Below are 15,779 nucleotides of genomic sequence, written 5' to 3'. Positions count from 1 at the left end.
TCGATAACGTAACGTTTGTAACATTAATGTAACATAACTATTGTTACGTTGCAATATAATAACGTGAAATTTATTACACTTTTTTTACGTTTTTTTATAACACTCCCCAAAAACCCTTATTTAATGCACTTTTCACTAAGCTCACACTTGTAACATTTTTGTAATATTAAAGTCATAAAGTGAAATGTAGTCATCCTTCTCTCTATTTTTGTTACAAACAGTTTATTTAGTGACACTAAACCTATCTAATCTTTACTTACTTTTAATATGAGATAAAATACCGTCTTTCCAAGATAAGTTTATATGTTTCCTCTATATAACTATGTATAATAAAAACAAAGAGGTGGTCATTTTGAAATTAATCGCATTAGATATGGATGGTACACTACTATCATCTAATCTTGAAATCTCCAAAGAAAACCTACAAGCAATCCAAACTGCACAAGAAGCTGGTCATATTGTAATGATTTGTTCTGGTCGTGCGAAAGAGGATGCTTTAAAGCTATTGGAAGAATATAAATTATCTCTTCCAGTCGGAGCAAGCAATGGGGCTATTGTTTATGTGGATGGAAAAGTAATTAACTCTCGTTGTATACAAAACGACAAAGTGTACAAACTTGCAAAATTACTAGAATCTGAAGGTTTCCCATATAAGCTATATACGAATAAAGGAGTTTATTCTCCATATACATGGCAAGATCAAGTGATGCAAGCGTTCGAAGAAAATAAGCATGCGCTCGATGTTACATTAGAGGAGCTTGAACGAATTACAGAAAATCAAAAGAAATCAAACCTAATTACTGATTTCAAAAAAATAGAAGATGTTGTAAATAACCAAGAACTAGAAATATCTAAATTCTTCATTTCAACATTTAATGCAGCGCATCGCGCACAGCTATTAAGCGTGTTACAAGAAGACGCTGATATTATGGTTACAGCATCAGCTCCTACTAACTTAGAAATTATGGATAAGAATGGACATAAAGGAAACGGGCTACAGCAGATGGCAGCTCATTTTAATATCCCTATTGAAGATACAGTTGCTATTGGTGATAATTTTAATGATGTACCAATGCTAGAAGTAGCAGGCTTATCTGTTGCAATGGGCAACGCTGAAGAAGATGTAAAAAAACTATGTGATGTTGTAACACTAACAAACAATGAACATGGTGTTGCTCACGCAATCGAGCAATTTGTATTGAAACAAACTTCATCTAGTAAATAAAAAAGGACTCTTTCAATTTGAAAGAGTCCTTTTTTTATACATGATGACAAGAAACAAAATGATTATCACCAACATTACGAAATTCTGGTATTGTTTTTTTACAAACATCTGTTGCAAACGGGCAACGTGTATGAAAACGACAACCCGAAGGTGGACTTGCTGGACTTGGAATATCCCCTTCTAGTATAATTCGCTCTCGCTTCACTGTTGGATCTGGTATTGGAACAGCTGATAACAATGCTTTTGTATACGGATGTAGCGGATTGGTAAATAACTCATCACGCGGCGCCGTCTCCACAATTGTACCTAAATACATAATTCCGATTTTCGTACATAAATGTTCTACTACACTCAAATCATGTGAAATGAATAAATAAGATAATCCCTTTTTCTCCTGTAACTCACTAAATAAATTAATAATTTGTGCTTGGATAGATACATCTAGTGCCGCCACAGGTTCATCAGCTACAATGAATTCTGGATTTAATACCATAGCCCTTGCTATTACGATACGCTGACGTTGTCCACCAGAAAACTCATGGGGATACCGGTCAATATGATAAGGAGCTAAGCCACATAACTCCAATACTTCAATTACCTTTTCACGAACATTTTCTTTCGTCGCTAATCCGTGGGCCAACATCGGCTCTCCAAGCGCTTCACCAATTCTCATTCTCGGATTTAATGAGCTAAATGGATCTTGGAAAACGAGCTGCATATTAGGGCGATGTTTTCTCAATTCATCCTTGGATAAAGAATGAACATCTTTCCCTTTAAACTTCACTTCCCCCTCCGTTTTTTGAACGAGACGTAAAATTGTTTTTCCTATCGTTGTTTTTCCGCTCCCTGATTCGCCAACGAGACCAAACACTTCACCTTTATTAATAGTAAAACTTACTCCATCAACTGCTTTTACATGCCCGATCGTTCTACTAAATATGCCACCTTTAATTGGAAAATATGTCTTTAGGTTTTTCACCTCTAATAATGGTTCACTCATTGTTCCGCACGCTCCTCATATAACCAGCAAGCTACTTTATGATTTTCATCATTTACATTTAGATTTGGGGCTTCTTTTTCACATATTTCCATACAATGCTCACAACGCCCACTAAAGTAGCAAAACTCACCTAAACCAACTAAATTCGGAACCTGCCCTGGAATAGAATATAGTTTATCTATTCGTTTTCCCATTACTGGTTTTGATTTCAACAATCCTTTCGTATAAGGGTGTTTTGGATTTTGGAATATCTCTAGTACTGGAGCTTCTTCAATAACTTTCCCGCCATACATAACGACAACGTAATCAGCCATTTCTGCTACGACACCTAAATCATGTGTAATTAATAAGATTGACGTTTTAAATTCTTCTTTCACTTGTCTTAGTAAATCCAATATTTGAGCTTGAATCGTAACATCAAGAGCTGTTGTTGGTTCATCTGCAATTAATAACTTAGGATTACAACTAAGCGCAACAGCAATCATAATACGTTGTAACATCCCGCCGCTCAGTTCATGCGGATAAGAATGAACAATTTCATTAGCACGGGCTATGCCAACTTTACGAATTAACTCAATTGCTTTCTTATACGCTTCATTTTTACTAAGTAATTCATGCTCCCTTAGCGTTTCTACAATTTGCTCACCTACAGTGAAGACCGGATTTAGCGATGTCATCGGTTCTTGGAAAATCATCGCAATATCATTGCCTCGTAAACTACGAAGTTCTTTCTCTTTCATTCCTAAAAGACTTTTTCCTTCATATAAAATGTCTCCACCTACTACACTGCCAGATTCAGCAATAAGCCCCATAATAGATAAAGCCGTTACACTCTTCCCGCAACCTGATTCTCCTACTACACAAACCGTTTCACCTTCTCGAACAGCAAAGCTAACATGGTTTACAGCCTTCACTGTCCCTTCCTCCGTTTGAAAGTGTGTTTGTAAGTCTTTTAGCTCTACTACCGCTCTACTCATACCTTCTCACCTACCGTCTCATCTTTGGATCTAACGCATCACGAAGTGCATCACCAAGTAAATTAATTGATACAACTGTTATAAAGATTGCAAAACCAGGCGGAATCCATAACCACGGACGCTTTTGGAAATCAATTAATGAGTTAGCTGCGCTAATCATGTTCCCCCATGATGGCGTAGGTGGGACGACGCCGAGACCTAAGTAACTTAGTGCGGATTCACTTAAAATAGATCCAGCCACACCTAGAGTTGCTACAACAATAAGTAACGGAAAGACGTTAGGAATTAGATGATGAATGATTTTCCGAGAATCTTTTAATCCTAATACATCTGCCGCTTGCATAAAGGCTTGCTCCCGCAATGTTAAAATTTGTCCCCTCACAAGACGGGCAAGTCCTGGCCATCCTACTAAACTTAAAATAATCATTACAACATATAAACGGTACTCCGATGGTAATTTCCATTCTGATAAAATTGCTCCCATTATAATAAGTAGTGGTAATCCTGGAATGGACATTAACACATCTGCAACACGCATAATTAAATGATCTACAACTCCTCGATAAAAACCAGCAATTGCTCCTAATAGAGCTCCTAGTATAACGGATAGTAGCATCGACGCTAAACCGATTGTTAATGAAATACGCCCTGCTTGCATAAGTCTAGTTAAAATATCCCGTCCCAACTGGTCTGTCCCAAGCCAATGTGACAGGCTGGGTGGTTTATTAATTTGTGTTACTTGTACTTTCCCATCAGCATACGGTGAAAAGATTGGACCGATAAAACTAAATAAAAACATAAATATTAAAACGTATAAGCCACACAGTGCCATCTTATTTTTCTTGATTTTTTTATACGCTTGGCGCCATGGTGATGATTCATTTCTCTTTTTCCGTTCTTTCTTTTTCTCTATTATAGGTGTAATAGTCTCCATATCTTTCCCCCCTTACTTCAATCGAATTCTTGGATCAACAAACGCATAGACAATATCAGCTAAGAAATTAGCCATAATTGTTAAACAAGAAAGAAACATTGTAAAGGCCATTAATACCGTATAATCACGAAAGTTTAATGCTTCTAATTGAATACTCCCAATCCCTGGCCAATTAAAAATCTGTTCAATAATAATGGCTCCTGAAAATAAACCCGGTAATTCAAAAGCGAGTAATGTAATTGCTGGCAAAATTGCATTTTTCAATGCATGTTTATAAATAACGGTTCTTTCTTTTAAACCTTTTGCACGAGCAGTACGAATATAATCTTGCCTAATAACATCCAACATGCCCGTTCTAAAATAGCGTGTTAACGATCCTACACCAAGAAGCGTTAAAATAAATACAGGTAAAATCATATGACGTAATACTTCTAATATGTATGCTATCCCTGTTGAGTTACTCCCAATATCAATCATGCCACCAATAGGTAATAACTTTAAATCAACTGCTAATAATTTAATTAAAAATAGTCCGATAAAGAATGATGGAAATGACATTGCTGCAAAGACACCGATTGTTACCAATCTATCAAACCAAGAATGCTGCTTTGTTGCAGAAATAACCCCAATAATAAGAGCAATAATCCAAGTGAAAAATAAAGCTGCAGCAGCAACAATAAATGTATTCCAAATGAATTTATTAAGTAATGAAGTTACCGGTTCTTGGTACTGTAAAGAAAATCCAAAATCACCATGCAAAGCATTCACTAGCCAATGAAAATACCTTTCAATAATCGGTTTATTTAAACCGTACAACTCTCTTAATTCTTGAGCTCTCTCTGGTGTTAATTTTGGATTTGAATCGATATAATCACCCGGTAAGAGTGCAAATAAGAAAAAGATAATAATAGACGTACCAAACAATGTAGGAATCATTTGTAGAAACCTACGAATGATATATGTTTTCACCTTTTGTCTCCCCAATCCTATTTACTTAAAAATAGAAGAACATTTTTTCAAAACAGCTACCATTCCATTGCTGTGTGAAAAAACGTCTTCTATTATTTAGGTCAACCCTTATTGTTCAATAGATAACACTGGTAAGTTGGAACTGATGCTATCGTACTTTTCTGGATCAATTCCTTTTATACGTGCATTATGAGCATAAAGTAGTTTACGATAGTTTAATAAAATAACTGGTGGATCATCACTTAACTCTTTATACAGCTCTTTATAAATCGCTTTACGTTTTTCAATATCTGTCGTTCCTATACCTTTTACAATCAAATCATCTACTTTCGGATTATTATAACCCGTATCACTTTTTGGATTAGTTGATAAGTACTCACTTACAACTTCACTTGGATCACTAATTCCTGGTGTTGAAACTGCCGCTAAATCGTAGTCACCTTTTCCTACTTTTGAAAGCATCGTATTAAAGTCCATCAACTCTGGATTTAATTCAACACCAATTTCTTTGTAACTTTCTTTTGCAATTGGAATAAAGATATCATTTGTTTTACCTGTATTTGATGCGTAGTATGTTAATTTTAATTTTTGACCATCTTTTTCACGAACCCCGTCAGAACCTACTTTCCAACCAGCCTCATCCAATAATTTTTTAGCCTTTTCTACGTCGTGCGGATATTTATTAATACCTTCTTCTGTATATGCCCATGAAACTGGAGCAATTGGTACGTTAGCGACAGAGCCATAGCCTTGTAAAGCTGTATCCACATACTTCTTACGGTCTAATCCATAAGTAAGTGCTTGGCGTACCTTTTTATCTTTCAAATACGACTTCTTATTATTTACATAGATATAAGCAATATCACTTGATGATTCAAGATTAATATTTGCAAACTCCAATCCTTTTAATTGGTCTATATTTTCAGGGTTCGCTCTAAATCCACTATAGTCCAGTTCACCTGTTTGGAATAATTGGAATCCAGTATCACCTGATGTGATTTTGTAAATAAAGTTTTTAATTTTTGGTTTACCTGCATAATAATTTTCGTTAGCAACAAAGCGGACTTCTTGACCTGGAACATATTTTTCAAATTTATATGGACCCGCTGCAATTGGTTGCCCATATAATGCTTTTAAATAGTCTAAACTTGTATTTTGTTTATAATCTTTTCCATAATAAGCTTTTGATAGCACTGGGCCACCTAAATTCGTTAGCGCCTGTGAATTAACTTTTTCAGTTGTAATTTTAATTGTCTGTGGATCAACAACTTGGATTCCTTCAATAGAAGTTGCTTTTCCTTCTTTATATTCTTTCCCACCTTTAACAGCATACTGAGCAATATCCAATCCACCTTCATACGCTTTATCATGAAGTAGTGTTAATGTAAATGCTACATCATCCGCTGTTAGAGGCGACCCATCACTAAATTTTAAATTTTTACGTAAATGGAATGTATATGTTAACTGGTCAGCAGAAATATCCCATTTTTCTGCAAGATCCGGAACAGGTTTACTTTGTTTGTCTGTTGTTACTAATGAAGCAAAAATAACCGACGTTACATTTCCATCCCAACCATTATCTTGGAAATACGGAAGGAAAACTCCCCCTGGCTTAGAAATGGCTGTAATGAAAGTATCTTTTCGTTGATTTGCTTTCTCTGGACTTTTCTTTTTATCTGTAGCTGGAATTGATTCAATCTTAGAATCTTTTAAATCCTGCTTTTTTACTGGTTCTGTAGAAGCCGTATCCTCCTGTCCCCCACAAGCAGATAACACAAGCGAACTACTAAGTAATACTGAAAATACACCAGCCCATTTTTTTGTCTTTTTCTTCATTGTCCCCACCCTAACTGTTTAATAGTTATACCCTTTGAACTTATTAGCTTATGTATGCCTCCCACAGCACATTTATAGCCAATCGGAAAAGTCGGTTTTAATCAGAAAAAAATAGATGTTTTTGAGGGGTAACAATCTTATTCCGACCTTTCCGGTAGACTTTATGGTTATTAGCTTATATCGTTCATTATATTTTGTCAATTCTTTCTAAATAAATATTTTGAGAATTTTCCCAAAATTATCACTCTATCCTTATACTTTAAGAAAACTCAGCTATAATTCGTATTAAAAACTTAAAAATCTACTTCTATTTCTTCAGCATGCAACATAGAATACTAATAACCAATTACCAAAAAGGGGGCGAAAATATGGACAACCTATTCCAATACGTCCTGCACTACGTATTATTAACAATTATGATAGTCGGGGCGCTATTAGTATTCCCGTTCTTCCCAAAGTTCGTCCTCTTTTTAGCTTTTTTTATCATGCTCGGGATCGCTATTATAATTTCAACAAGAGAAGATGCCACGCAGAAAGAGAGCAGAGTTCAGCGCGTAAAGCTGTAACTTTGCTCTCTTTTCGTTTTCAATCACTAGTCTCTGTTACACATATTTATCCCGCTATTTGCCGGGCAGTACCCCCCCCACTGATTAAAGTTTCACTTTATCTCTCGGGAAATAATTAGCCTTTGTTTTTGTGATTACTCCTATTGAAAAGCCACTAATGGCATTTATTTTTCACCTTATCATTTCATACGCTTCACAAGCTATGCAAATTGAGAAACACGGATTTATCTAAGTTACTGTTTCACGTGAAACACATCGCTTCATTTAATCTTTAAAGCAAAATATCATTATGAAAAAGCCACTTCCTCCAGCAAAACTGAAAGGAAGTGGCTTTCTACTCTTTACTCCACAATATTCTCTAACTCACTATATAACTTCGCTCGTAACAACTCTTTCATCGTTTTTTCCTCATATAATTTTTCAAGTCTTTCAACATCAGCTACATGTTCCATTTCACATTCTATTGCATATATATCTTCTTCTACATGCATTAACTCATTTTCAATCTCTTCAAGATTCCTAGCTTTTTTCTCTTTTACTGGAACCATTTCAACACTCTTTCTCCCTTGGCGTTTTTGCTTTATTACTTGCTTCTCAAGCTTTTCTTCCCATTTTTGACGAGCCCATGCATAGTTTCCTGCAAACTCAAATAATTTACATTCATCAATCCAGTACGTCTTTTCAAATAACTTATTTAAAAAATAACGATCATGTGAAACAGCTAGGATTGTTCCATTATATTGCTCAAGGGCTTCCTCTAAAACTTCCCTTGATTCAATATCAAGATGGTTTGTCGGCTCATCTAAAATTAGAAAATTGATGTCTTGATACATAAGTTGCGCAAGTCTTAACCTCATTTTTTCTCCACCGCTCAGTTGCGTTACTTTCTTAAATACTGCTGGACCATAAAATAAAAACTTAGCCAATATATGCCTTGCTTCTCCTTCAGTTACAGCTACATACTCTCTAAACGCTTCTAATACATTACTCTTCACATTTCCATACGTATGCTGTGATAAATAACCAATTTTGACACTACTACCAATTCGAATTTCACCAACGTCTGGATTTATTTCTTCTAATAGTAGTTTTAATAATGTAGTCTTTCCTGTACCATTACGACCAACGATAGCCGCACGCTCTTGAAAACGAACATGTAAATTCGCTTGTTCAAATAAAGGTCGGCCAGCAAAACCTTTACTCACTTCTTTCATTACAACAACATCTTTCCCGCTTCTCTCTTGCCCTTCAAACTGAAGACCCATCTGTTTTCGTTCTAAAATTGGCCTCTTTAATTTCTCTATACGTTCTAACGCACGTTCCATATTTCTCGCTCTTTTATGCAATCCTTCATTCGGAGGGTTCGCTTGATTTGCCCATTCACGTAGACGCTTAATTGCTTCTTTCATTTTCTTTATTTTCTTTTGTTGCTCCTGATAAGCTTGAAACTCTTGAAGTAATCTTTCTTCCTTCTCCTCAACGAACTGAGAATAATTCGTATGGTACACGTGAATCTCTCCATCTTCCAAATCAAAAATTTTCGTTACAACTTCATCAAGGAAATAGCGATCATGTGAAATAACCATAACTGTTCCAGTGTATTCTTTTAAAAATTGCTCTAACCATTCAACTGCAAATAAATCTAAATGATTTGTTGGTTCATCTAATAGAAGTAAATCTGGTTTCTGCAATAGCATATATGCAAGGCTTACTTTCGTCTGTTCTCCTCCACTTAATTCCGTAAATACTCTTGAAAATAAGTCTGTCACTTGTAAGCCATTTGCTACCTTCATTATATTTGCCTCGATTTCATAACCACCGAGAAACGCAAATTTTTCTTGAATGACTCCGTACCTCTCCATTAGCTTTTCCAAAGCAGATTGTTCCTGTTCCACCGCCATATTTTTTTCTAAAGCATGCATTTCTTTTTCTAATTCCTTTTCTACTTTAAAAGCAGAACTCAATACATCATATACAGTCATAGCCTCATCAAACTTCGGAATTTGTGCGACATGACCAATACGTGTACCTTTCTTCATATGAATGGCTCCTGCATCCAAACTCTCCATTCCCGTTAGAAGCCCAAAGATTGTTGTCTTCCCACTACCGTTACGACCAACTAATCCAACACGTTCACCATTCTTTATTTCAAGCGATATATTTTCAAATATAGTGTTTCCACCAAAAGATTTCGTTACATTATTTACACTACAAATAGTCATTTTCCGTACTCCTTTCAATATAAAAAACCATGAGAAAGAAACATTCCCCATGGTTTTCGGCATAGAAAAAGGAAGCCAAATAGCTCCCTTTTCACACGTTTATTAAAAATGGGTGAAGAGATTTCTATCGTTCAATAGTCACTATGCAATTGTTAAAAAAGGGCATACGTATCCCGTTAACAACTACATCATGAAAAATCGCACGACAAAAATAGATAAAATCTAAAAATTTGGCACGTGCAGCTAAAGAACGTTTCATCTCATTCACCCCTTTCGTACGGAATTTAATACTTACTTCTTTATTATACTTTCCAATTTCATGTTTGAATAGTCATTTTTCTGAAAATAATGAAGATAGACTAAACATTTCAATAAGTGACATCAAATCTTACAAAACTGTTATGTTCACGTAATGGAAAGCGATAGTACGAAAAGATGCCTCCCTATACAATAAAGATGTAAACAAGAGAGACAAACAAAAGGAGGAAACAAACATGATGAAAGAAATCGTAAAAGCAATCTTTGAGGTATTAGTGAACGGACAAGCAGTTGTAAAAGAACTAAATGAACTATAAAAAGGAGTGAAGAAATATGATAAACATGGTGAAAATGATTTTACACGCTTTAGTCGATGCAAAAGCAGTTAGCCAAGAATTAAACCAACAATAAAAAGGGGTATATGAATATGAAGAAAGCCATTATTATAATTGCAAGCACAGCAATTACTTTATACACAATAAAAAATAGAAAAAAGAGAAATAATGAAAATGTTCTATATTATCCATACACACTATTAGAGAAAAAATAAAAGACAAGGTACCCTATCGTAATGAGGATATCTTGTCTTTTATTTTTTCTCTATTGCCTTTAGAGGATTTCCTTCTCCTTTTCCCGAATGTATTAAGCGGGATTTTTACACATATTTTAAAGGGGCATATATATAAATGGATACACAACAACTATATTTTTTAAACGATATCGGTAAACAAAAACCAGAAAGTATTCGGAATAGAAGCGCTGCATGTCCATTTTGCGATAAAGAACATTTAACGGATATTTTAACAACTGATGGTTCTATTATTTGGTTAAAAAATAAATTTCCTACATTACAAGATACATTTCAAACAGTGTTAATTGAAACCGATAATTGCGAAGATCATATCGCAACATATACAGAAGAACATATGCGGAAATTAATGCAATTTTCTATTCAACATTGGTTACACTTACAGAAGAAAGAAGAGTTCGCGTCTGTGATTTTATACAAAAATCACGGTCCATTTTCAGGTGGAAGTTTGCATCATGCACACATGCAAATTATCGGAATGAAACATGTAGATTATCTTGAAAATATTGAAGAAGAAAATTTCCAAGGGGTAATTGTTCAAAAAAACGAACGCATTGAGCTTAACATTTCAGAGCGTCCCATTATTGGCTTCACTGAATTCAATATAATCATTGATAATATTTCATATATAGATGATATGGCAAATTACATTCAGCAAACTGTACGTTACATACTGACAGATTTCCATAAAGGATGCAGTAGTTATAACTTATTCTTCTATTACTTAAATGGAAAAATTATTTGTAAAGTTGTTCCTAGGTTTGTCGTTTCACCGCTGTATGTAGGATATAAAATACCTCAAGTTTCTACAAAACTAGAAGACGTAAAAATACAACTAGCGGAGTATTTCACAAAATGACACGATTATCAAAAAAATAGAGTAGGTTAAAACCTACTCTTTTATTACACCTTTATTTCGATAGTACACATCTTCTAATCCGATGTTATACTTCATGTTATTATCCGTCCACTCTGGCCCTAAATTCCCTGGCCATCCAGATGTATTCGCTATATATTTCAGTAATGCAAAATCAGTCAAACCTTTTTGCACCCCGCGCTTATATCCTTTCAGTAAATGCGGCATTGCAATTTGTGCATTTGTACGTGGATCTTTTAGCTCATCATCAGTTAAATTTTCTGGTGCAAGCCCGCCGCCGCGGTGCAGTTGAAACAATCCGAATGAAGTTCCATTATCTCCAACACTCCTTGGATTTAATCGACTTTCATGCTCAGCAATTGCAAGAGGTATCCATTCCGGAAGATTTACTTTCTTCGCTTCCTCTATAATGATTTGTTTCACCTGTTTTGCTTCTTCTGAATCAACATAGCTTGTTCCATTCACTAGCTTATCCATTCCTTCAGACTTTCCTTGGAAATATAAATATACTCCAAGAACAACTAAAAATCCTACAAAGAATTTCTTCACTACCTCTACCTCTTTCTCCGCTGAAATTTTTCCCCTTTCAGCCTTCCCTTTACAATTACCTACATTCTATTACTCTTTTATCATAGCAAATAACTATACATATTATCATCATGCTTTAGACCGATTTTGTGAAAAAACAGCTGGTAAATACGTGCAAAAATGTAACTTTCATAGACTATAACGCATTTATTGTATATAATTGTAAATTGAATTCTAAATATAAACTAGGAGAATAATAATATGAAAAAATGGCTGTTACTCTTATTTAGTTTACTACTATTAATTCCTGTCCCTATTTCCGCACAAAAAACTGAACAACCAAAAACCCTTATTTTATATAGTTCAAACGATGATCAAATTACAAGCGATATCCAAATACTTAATACACAAGTAGGGCATTTCACTAATAATATAACAATTAAAAACATAAAACAGTTAGCTGAAATAACTGATAAATCTTCGTATACACATGTTATTTACATGGGTGAAAAACAAGAAGAACTTTCTACTGAAGCAAAGGAATTTCTAGAAGGCTTCCCAGGACCATTACTAGTTTTAGGTCAAAATATAGAACAGTTATCTACTCGTTTTTCATTTATCACACTTAAAAATGAAGATATAAACTCTGATACAATTGAATATCCAACACGTAAACTAAAGAATATATTAGAAGAAGAAAGATCAATTAAACAACTTGATACAAACGGAACAATTCTCGCACATGCTTTAAGAGGAAATAATACTTATCCATTAATTGTACAGCAAAATAATTCTTATTATGTAGCTACTTCTAACCTCTTTGATTGGATATCTTATTATATTGGCGAAAGCCTATTTTCTTATTTTCAGCAAAAACCCGAAACCAATAAAAAATTAGCTTATTTACGTCTTGAGGATGTTCACCCAGCAGCAGATATAAATCAATTGAAAGAAATTGCTGAATTACTAAAAGAGAAGAAGATCCCTTACATGATCACTGTTATTCCTGTATATACAGATCCAGATACAGGTAAAACACTACATTTAAAAGATAAACCCGAACTAGTCGATCTTTTACGCTCTATGCAAGATGATGGCGCAGCGATTATTATGCATGGTTACACTCACCAATTTTATGATAGTGAAACTGGGGAAGGTTTTGAATTTTGGGACGTAAAGACGGATCAACCAATTCGCCAATCGAAACATGAAAAACCGAAGAGAAAAGATGAATTTCCAAATATAGAGTCATATAACCAATATGTAAAAAAAGGGGAAGAGTTTGAGGAAAAATATACGACAGATCATATCGAAAAGGGGATTCAAGAACTTGTAGATGCTAAACTATATCCTGTCGCCTTTGAAGCACCTCATTACACAATGTCTCAAAAAGGGTATGAAATATTATCAAGATACTTTTCAACTTATGTAGGACAACTACAGTTAAGTGATACAACTTGGAAATCCATGCACTCTCCAGCATATAGAAGTACACCATCATTTCTACATGGAATGAAATTAATGCCTGAAACAGTCGGTTTTATTGAAGAAGATAAGCCACAAGCTATTGCTAAAATGAAAGCAAATGCTTTATCTGTTGCTAAATTATCCGATGGGATTATTGGAGCATTCTATCATCCTTACTTAGGTGTGAAACCATTAAAAGAAGTGTTAAAGGATCTAGAGAGTATTCCAAATATAGAATGGATTGATTTACAAAAGGAAAAGAATGAAGTAAAAATGAAAGATATTCATATTACTACGAATAAAGACGGCATTCACGTTAAAAAACCAACAAGTGCAAATGACATAATTGATTATATAAAGCAATATGGCTTCTTCCTTATACTAGGATTCGTTATCATTGTCTTTCTTTTATTATTAAAACGTGCGAAAAAATTAGAATCCTAATACAAAACCACCGAGCGGAACGCTTGGTGGTTTTTTGTCATATATCAAACCGTGGCATTTTACTAAATAAATTCAACTTTTACTTTTTCCGTTACATGATTAAAACTATAATTCCCCTATCCTTTCAAATAAAATTGACTTGTATTTTCATATATTGTTTTTGCGACCTTATCAATGGATATGTTTTTTATAGAACTAATTTCCTTTAATACCTCTCGAATCATTCTTGGGTGCGTTATAACATCCTCTTGAAATTCCCACGGACCATCTGTTTCTACCATCATATATTCAAGCGGATAATACGAAACGATTTTTCTAATCTTCTCCTTATGTAAAACATCCGGTGTAATCGAAATATAATAACCATTTCTCATCATCCGTTTCATTGTTTCATCGCTTCCTTTAAACCAATGGAAGTGTGCACGTGAAACTTTATATTTCTCTAGCAAATCACATACAATGTCAGCATCTTCATAAACTGCGTGTAATACAATCGGCAAATTATACTTACTAGCTAGTTCTATAAATTTTTTCAATACAGCTATGTATGGATCTGCAGCAATTCTTTCATCTTCTTTTCTCAAATAATAGGGCAAACCTACTTCACCAATCGCAACAATTTCCTCTGCGTTCTGTTCAATAAGTTGATAAATCTGTTCACACTCTTCTTTATGAATCTGTTGCTCTGGATGAAACCCTATCGCTGGATATATAAAGGGATACTTCTTCGCTAAAGATAACGTTTCCTTACAAGATTGATAATTCATAGATACCGCAATAAGCCCCTTTATTTCTTTACTATTTTCCACCTCTTTTAGTAATCTGCTCTTCTCTTCATCCTTATATTGATCAACATGTATATGACTATCAATCCATTTCATCTTTATGCCCCCATAAAAAAAACAAGAAAGGACTTCCTTTCTTGTTTTAGCATCTATATTATTTAACAATTAAGTTTGTTATGATATCAAATAATCCAATACACACTACGGCAACAGTAAAGTAGCTACAGAAATCTTTAATTGGTAACTTCACTACTTCTTCTTTACGCATCCCATTTTTCTCCCTTCTTACTAGATCCCTAATTATTTTTCTATCTGTATCTATTATGCAAAAAATATGACAAATTTACTATCGAATTAACTTACGTAAACCTTACAATGTTGTAAGGTTTAAAAAAGATCCCCATCTTTATTCAGATGAGGATTATTAAAAATTAGTTGGTTTTTCATTCTTCATTACAAACAGAAAGTAATACATTGATACTTTCTAGTTACACTATATGAAAATTACTATCTTTTAACTATCGAATTACATTACAGAAGGCTTACATGTTTGTAAGTTATGTGTAATGTAATTCGATAGTTCTCCTTACTTATATTTCGTACAATAAAGTTAGAAAGTAAGCCAAATAAGAAGAACAATCACATAACCAAATTACATTGCTAGTAGCTACTCTTCTTATACCTTTCACCCATGCTACTACAATGTACCCCCTTCCCCTTTATATAACAAAAAAGCCTTAGTCTATATGAAGTGCACCCCAATTGTTAGACACAGTCTAACAATTGGAGGTGCATTTTTTATGGCTAAATTTTCTTCAAAAGAAAAAACCCAAGCGGTGAAACGATATTTAGATGGTACAGAAAGTAGAAAAATAATTGCTAAATCTATAGGAGTTAACCCTAGCGTACTTCGTGAGTGGATTAGACGATATGAGTCTTCAGGTGAAAAGGCCTTTGAAAAGTGCTATACATTCTACCCAGCCCAGTATAAACTAGATGTACTTTATTATATGAATGAACACGGGACATCTATCAGAGAAACAGCAGCACTTTTCAATATACCGTCTTATGAAACACTTCGGAAATGGAAAATAGCTTATGA

15 protein-coding genes are annotated in these 15,779 nt (G+C 34.3%); 6 read left to right on the top strand and 9 right to left on the bottom strand.

Features of this window, described 5'->3' with window-relative positions:
- Positions 1–352 precede the first annotated feature (352 nt).
- Positions 353–1,225 carry a Cof-type HAD-IIB family hydrolase gene (locus tag ATL10_RS22365; RefSeq protein WP_142669991.1) on the top strand — a complete coding sequence of 291 codons (873 nt, stop codon included), beginning with the start codon at positions 353–355 and terminating at the stop codon, positions 1,223–1,225.
- 34 nt (positions 1,226–1,259) lie between these two features.
- On the opposite strand, the gene ATL10_RS22360 is transcribed toward ATL10_RS22365, so the two are convergent.
- The 5 genes from ATL10_RS22360 to ATL10_RS22340 all read right to left on the bottom strand — a co-directional run bounded on the left by ATL10_RS22360 (position 1,260) and on the right by ATL10_RS22340 (position 6,941).
- Positions 1,260–2,225, bottom strand: coding sequence for an ABC transporter ATP-binding protein (locus ATL10_RS22360; protein WP_063546235.1), 966 nt, complete (start codon positions 2,223–2,225; stop codon positions 1,260–1,262).
- Positions 2,222–3,202 (bottom strand): ABC transporter ATP-binding protein, encoded by a 981-nt coding sequence (locus ATL10_RS22355; RefSeq protein WP_065229648.1) that lies wholly within the window; start codon positions 3,200–3,202, stop codon positions 2,222–2,224. Before ATL10_RS22355 ends, ATL10_RS22360 begins: the two co-directional genes overlap by 4 nt.
- A gap of 10 nt (positions 3,203–3,212) precedes the next feature.
- The gene (gene opp4C, locus ATL10_RS22350) at positions 3,213–4,136 is read right to left on the bottom strand and encodes an oligopeptide ABC transporter permease (RefSeq protein WP_000447957.1); all 924 of its coding nucleotides are present in this window, start codon (positions 4,134–4,136) and stop codon (positions 3,213–3,215) included.
- Positions 4,137–4,148: 12 nt separating this feature from the next.
- Positions 4,149–5,105 (bottom strand): ABC transporter permease, encoded by a 957-nt coding sequence (locus ATL10_RS22345; RefSeq protein WP_000860687.1) that lies wholly within the window; start codon positions 5,103–5,105, stop codon positions 4,149–4,151.
- Between the two features lie 108 nt (positions 5,106–5,213).
- Positions 5,214–6,941 (bottom strand): ABC transporter substrate-binding protein, encoded by a 1,728-nt coding sequence (locus ATL10_RS22340; RefSeq protein ID WP_000730676.1) that lies wholly within the window; start codon positions 6,939–6,941, stop codon positions 5,214–5,216.
- Positions 6,942–7,309: 368 nt separating this feature from the next.
- On the opposite strand from ATL10_RS22340, the gene ATL10_RS22335 reads away from it, so the two are divergent.
- Positions 7,310–7,507 carry a hypothetical protein gene (locus ATL10_RS22335; RefSeq protein ID WP_142669990.1) on the top strand — a complete coding sequence of 66 codons (198 nt, stop codon included), beginning with the start codon at positions 7,310–7,312 and terminating at the stop codon, positions 7,505–7,507.
- A gap of 341 nt (positions 7,508–7,848) precedes the next feature.
- On the opposite strand, the gene abc-f is transcribed toward ATL10_RS22335, so the two are convergent.
- Positions 7,849–9,780 carry a ribosomal protection-like ABC-F family protein gene (gene abc-f, locus ATL10_RS22325; RefSeq protein ID WP_141541711.1) on the bottom strand — a complete coding sequence of 644 codons (1,932 nt, stop codon included), beginning with the start codon at positions 9,778–9,780 and terminating at the stop codon, positions 7,849–7,851.
- A 73-nt stretch (positions 9,781–9,853) separates the two neighbouring features.
- Positions 9,854–9,988, bottom strand: a complete 135-nt coding sequence (locus tag ATL10_RS31950) for an RAxF-45 family protein (protein ID WP_000830643.1) — start codon at positions 9,986–9,988, stop codon at positions 9,854–9,856.
- A gap of 420 nt (positions 9,989–10,408) precedes the next feature.
- Between ATL10_RS31950 and ATL10_RS30980 the strand changes: the two genes are divergently transcribed.
- Together ATL10_RS30980 and ATL10_RS22310 are read left to right on the top strand one after the other, a co-directional pair.
- A complete protein-coding gene (locus ATL10_RS30980) occupies positions 10,409–10,537 on the top strand; it encodes a hypothetical protein (RefSeq protein ID WP_053565418.1) in 129 nt (42 codons plus the stop codon).
- A 136-nt stretch (positions 10,538–10,673) separates the two neighbouring features.
- Positions 10,674–11,435 carry a DUF4931 domain-containing protein gene (locus ATL10_RS22310; protein ID WP_098235941.1) on the top strand — a complete coding sequence of 254 codons (762 nt, stop codon included), beginning with the start codon at positions 10,674–10,676 and terminating at the stop codon, positions 11,433–11,435.
- 33 nt (positions 11,436–11,468) lie between these two features.
- Here ATL10_RS22310 and ATL10_RS22305 read toward each other — a convergent pair whose 3' ends face one another.
- Positions 11,469–12,002, bottom strand: coding sequence for a transglycosylase SLT domain-containing protein (locus ATL10_RS22305; RefSeq protein WP_098251195.1), 534 nt, complete (start codon positions 12,000–12,002; stop codon positions 11,469–11,471).
- Between the two features lie 240 nt (positions 12,003–12,242).
- On the opposite strand from ATL10_RS22305, the gene ATL10_RS22300 reads away from it, so the two are divergent.
- Positions 12,243–13,892, top strand: a complete 1,650-nt coding sequence (locus ATL10_RS22300) for a DUF2334 domain-containing protein (protein WP_053565420.1) — start codon at positions 12,243–12,245, stop codon at positions 13,890–13,892.
- Between the two features lie 116 nt (positions 13,893–14,008).
- Here the strand turns inward: ATL10_RS22300 and ATL10_RS22295 are convergent, their stop codons facing one another.
- Positions 14,009–14,773 carry a TatD family hydrolase gene (locus ATL10_RS22295; protein ID WP_053565421.1) on the bottom strand — a complete coding sequence of 255 codons (765 nt, stop codon included), beginning with the start codon at positions 14,771–14,773 and terminating at the stop codon, positions 14,009–14,011.
- A gap of 704 nt (positions 14,774–15,477) precedes the next feature.
- Between ATL10_RS22295 and ATL10_RS22285 the strand changes: the two genes are divergently transcribed.
- The coding region (locus ATL10_RS22285) for a helix-turn-helix domain-containing protein (protein ID WP_142669989.1) at positions 15,478–15,779 on the top strand (302 nt) is incomplete at its 3' end.

The organism is Bacillus sp. 196mf, from assembly GCF_003217275.1.
In the GTDB taxonomy this organism is placed as follows: domain Bacteria; phylum Bacillota; class Bacilli; order Bacillales; family Bacillaceae_G; genus Bacillus_A; species Bacillus_A thuringiensis_S.
The sequence above is the reverse complement of the archived record's forward strand: the minus strand, read 5'-3'. Positions and strand labels throughout refer to the sequence as shown.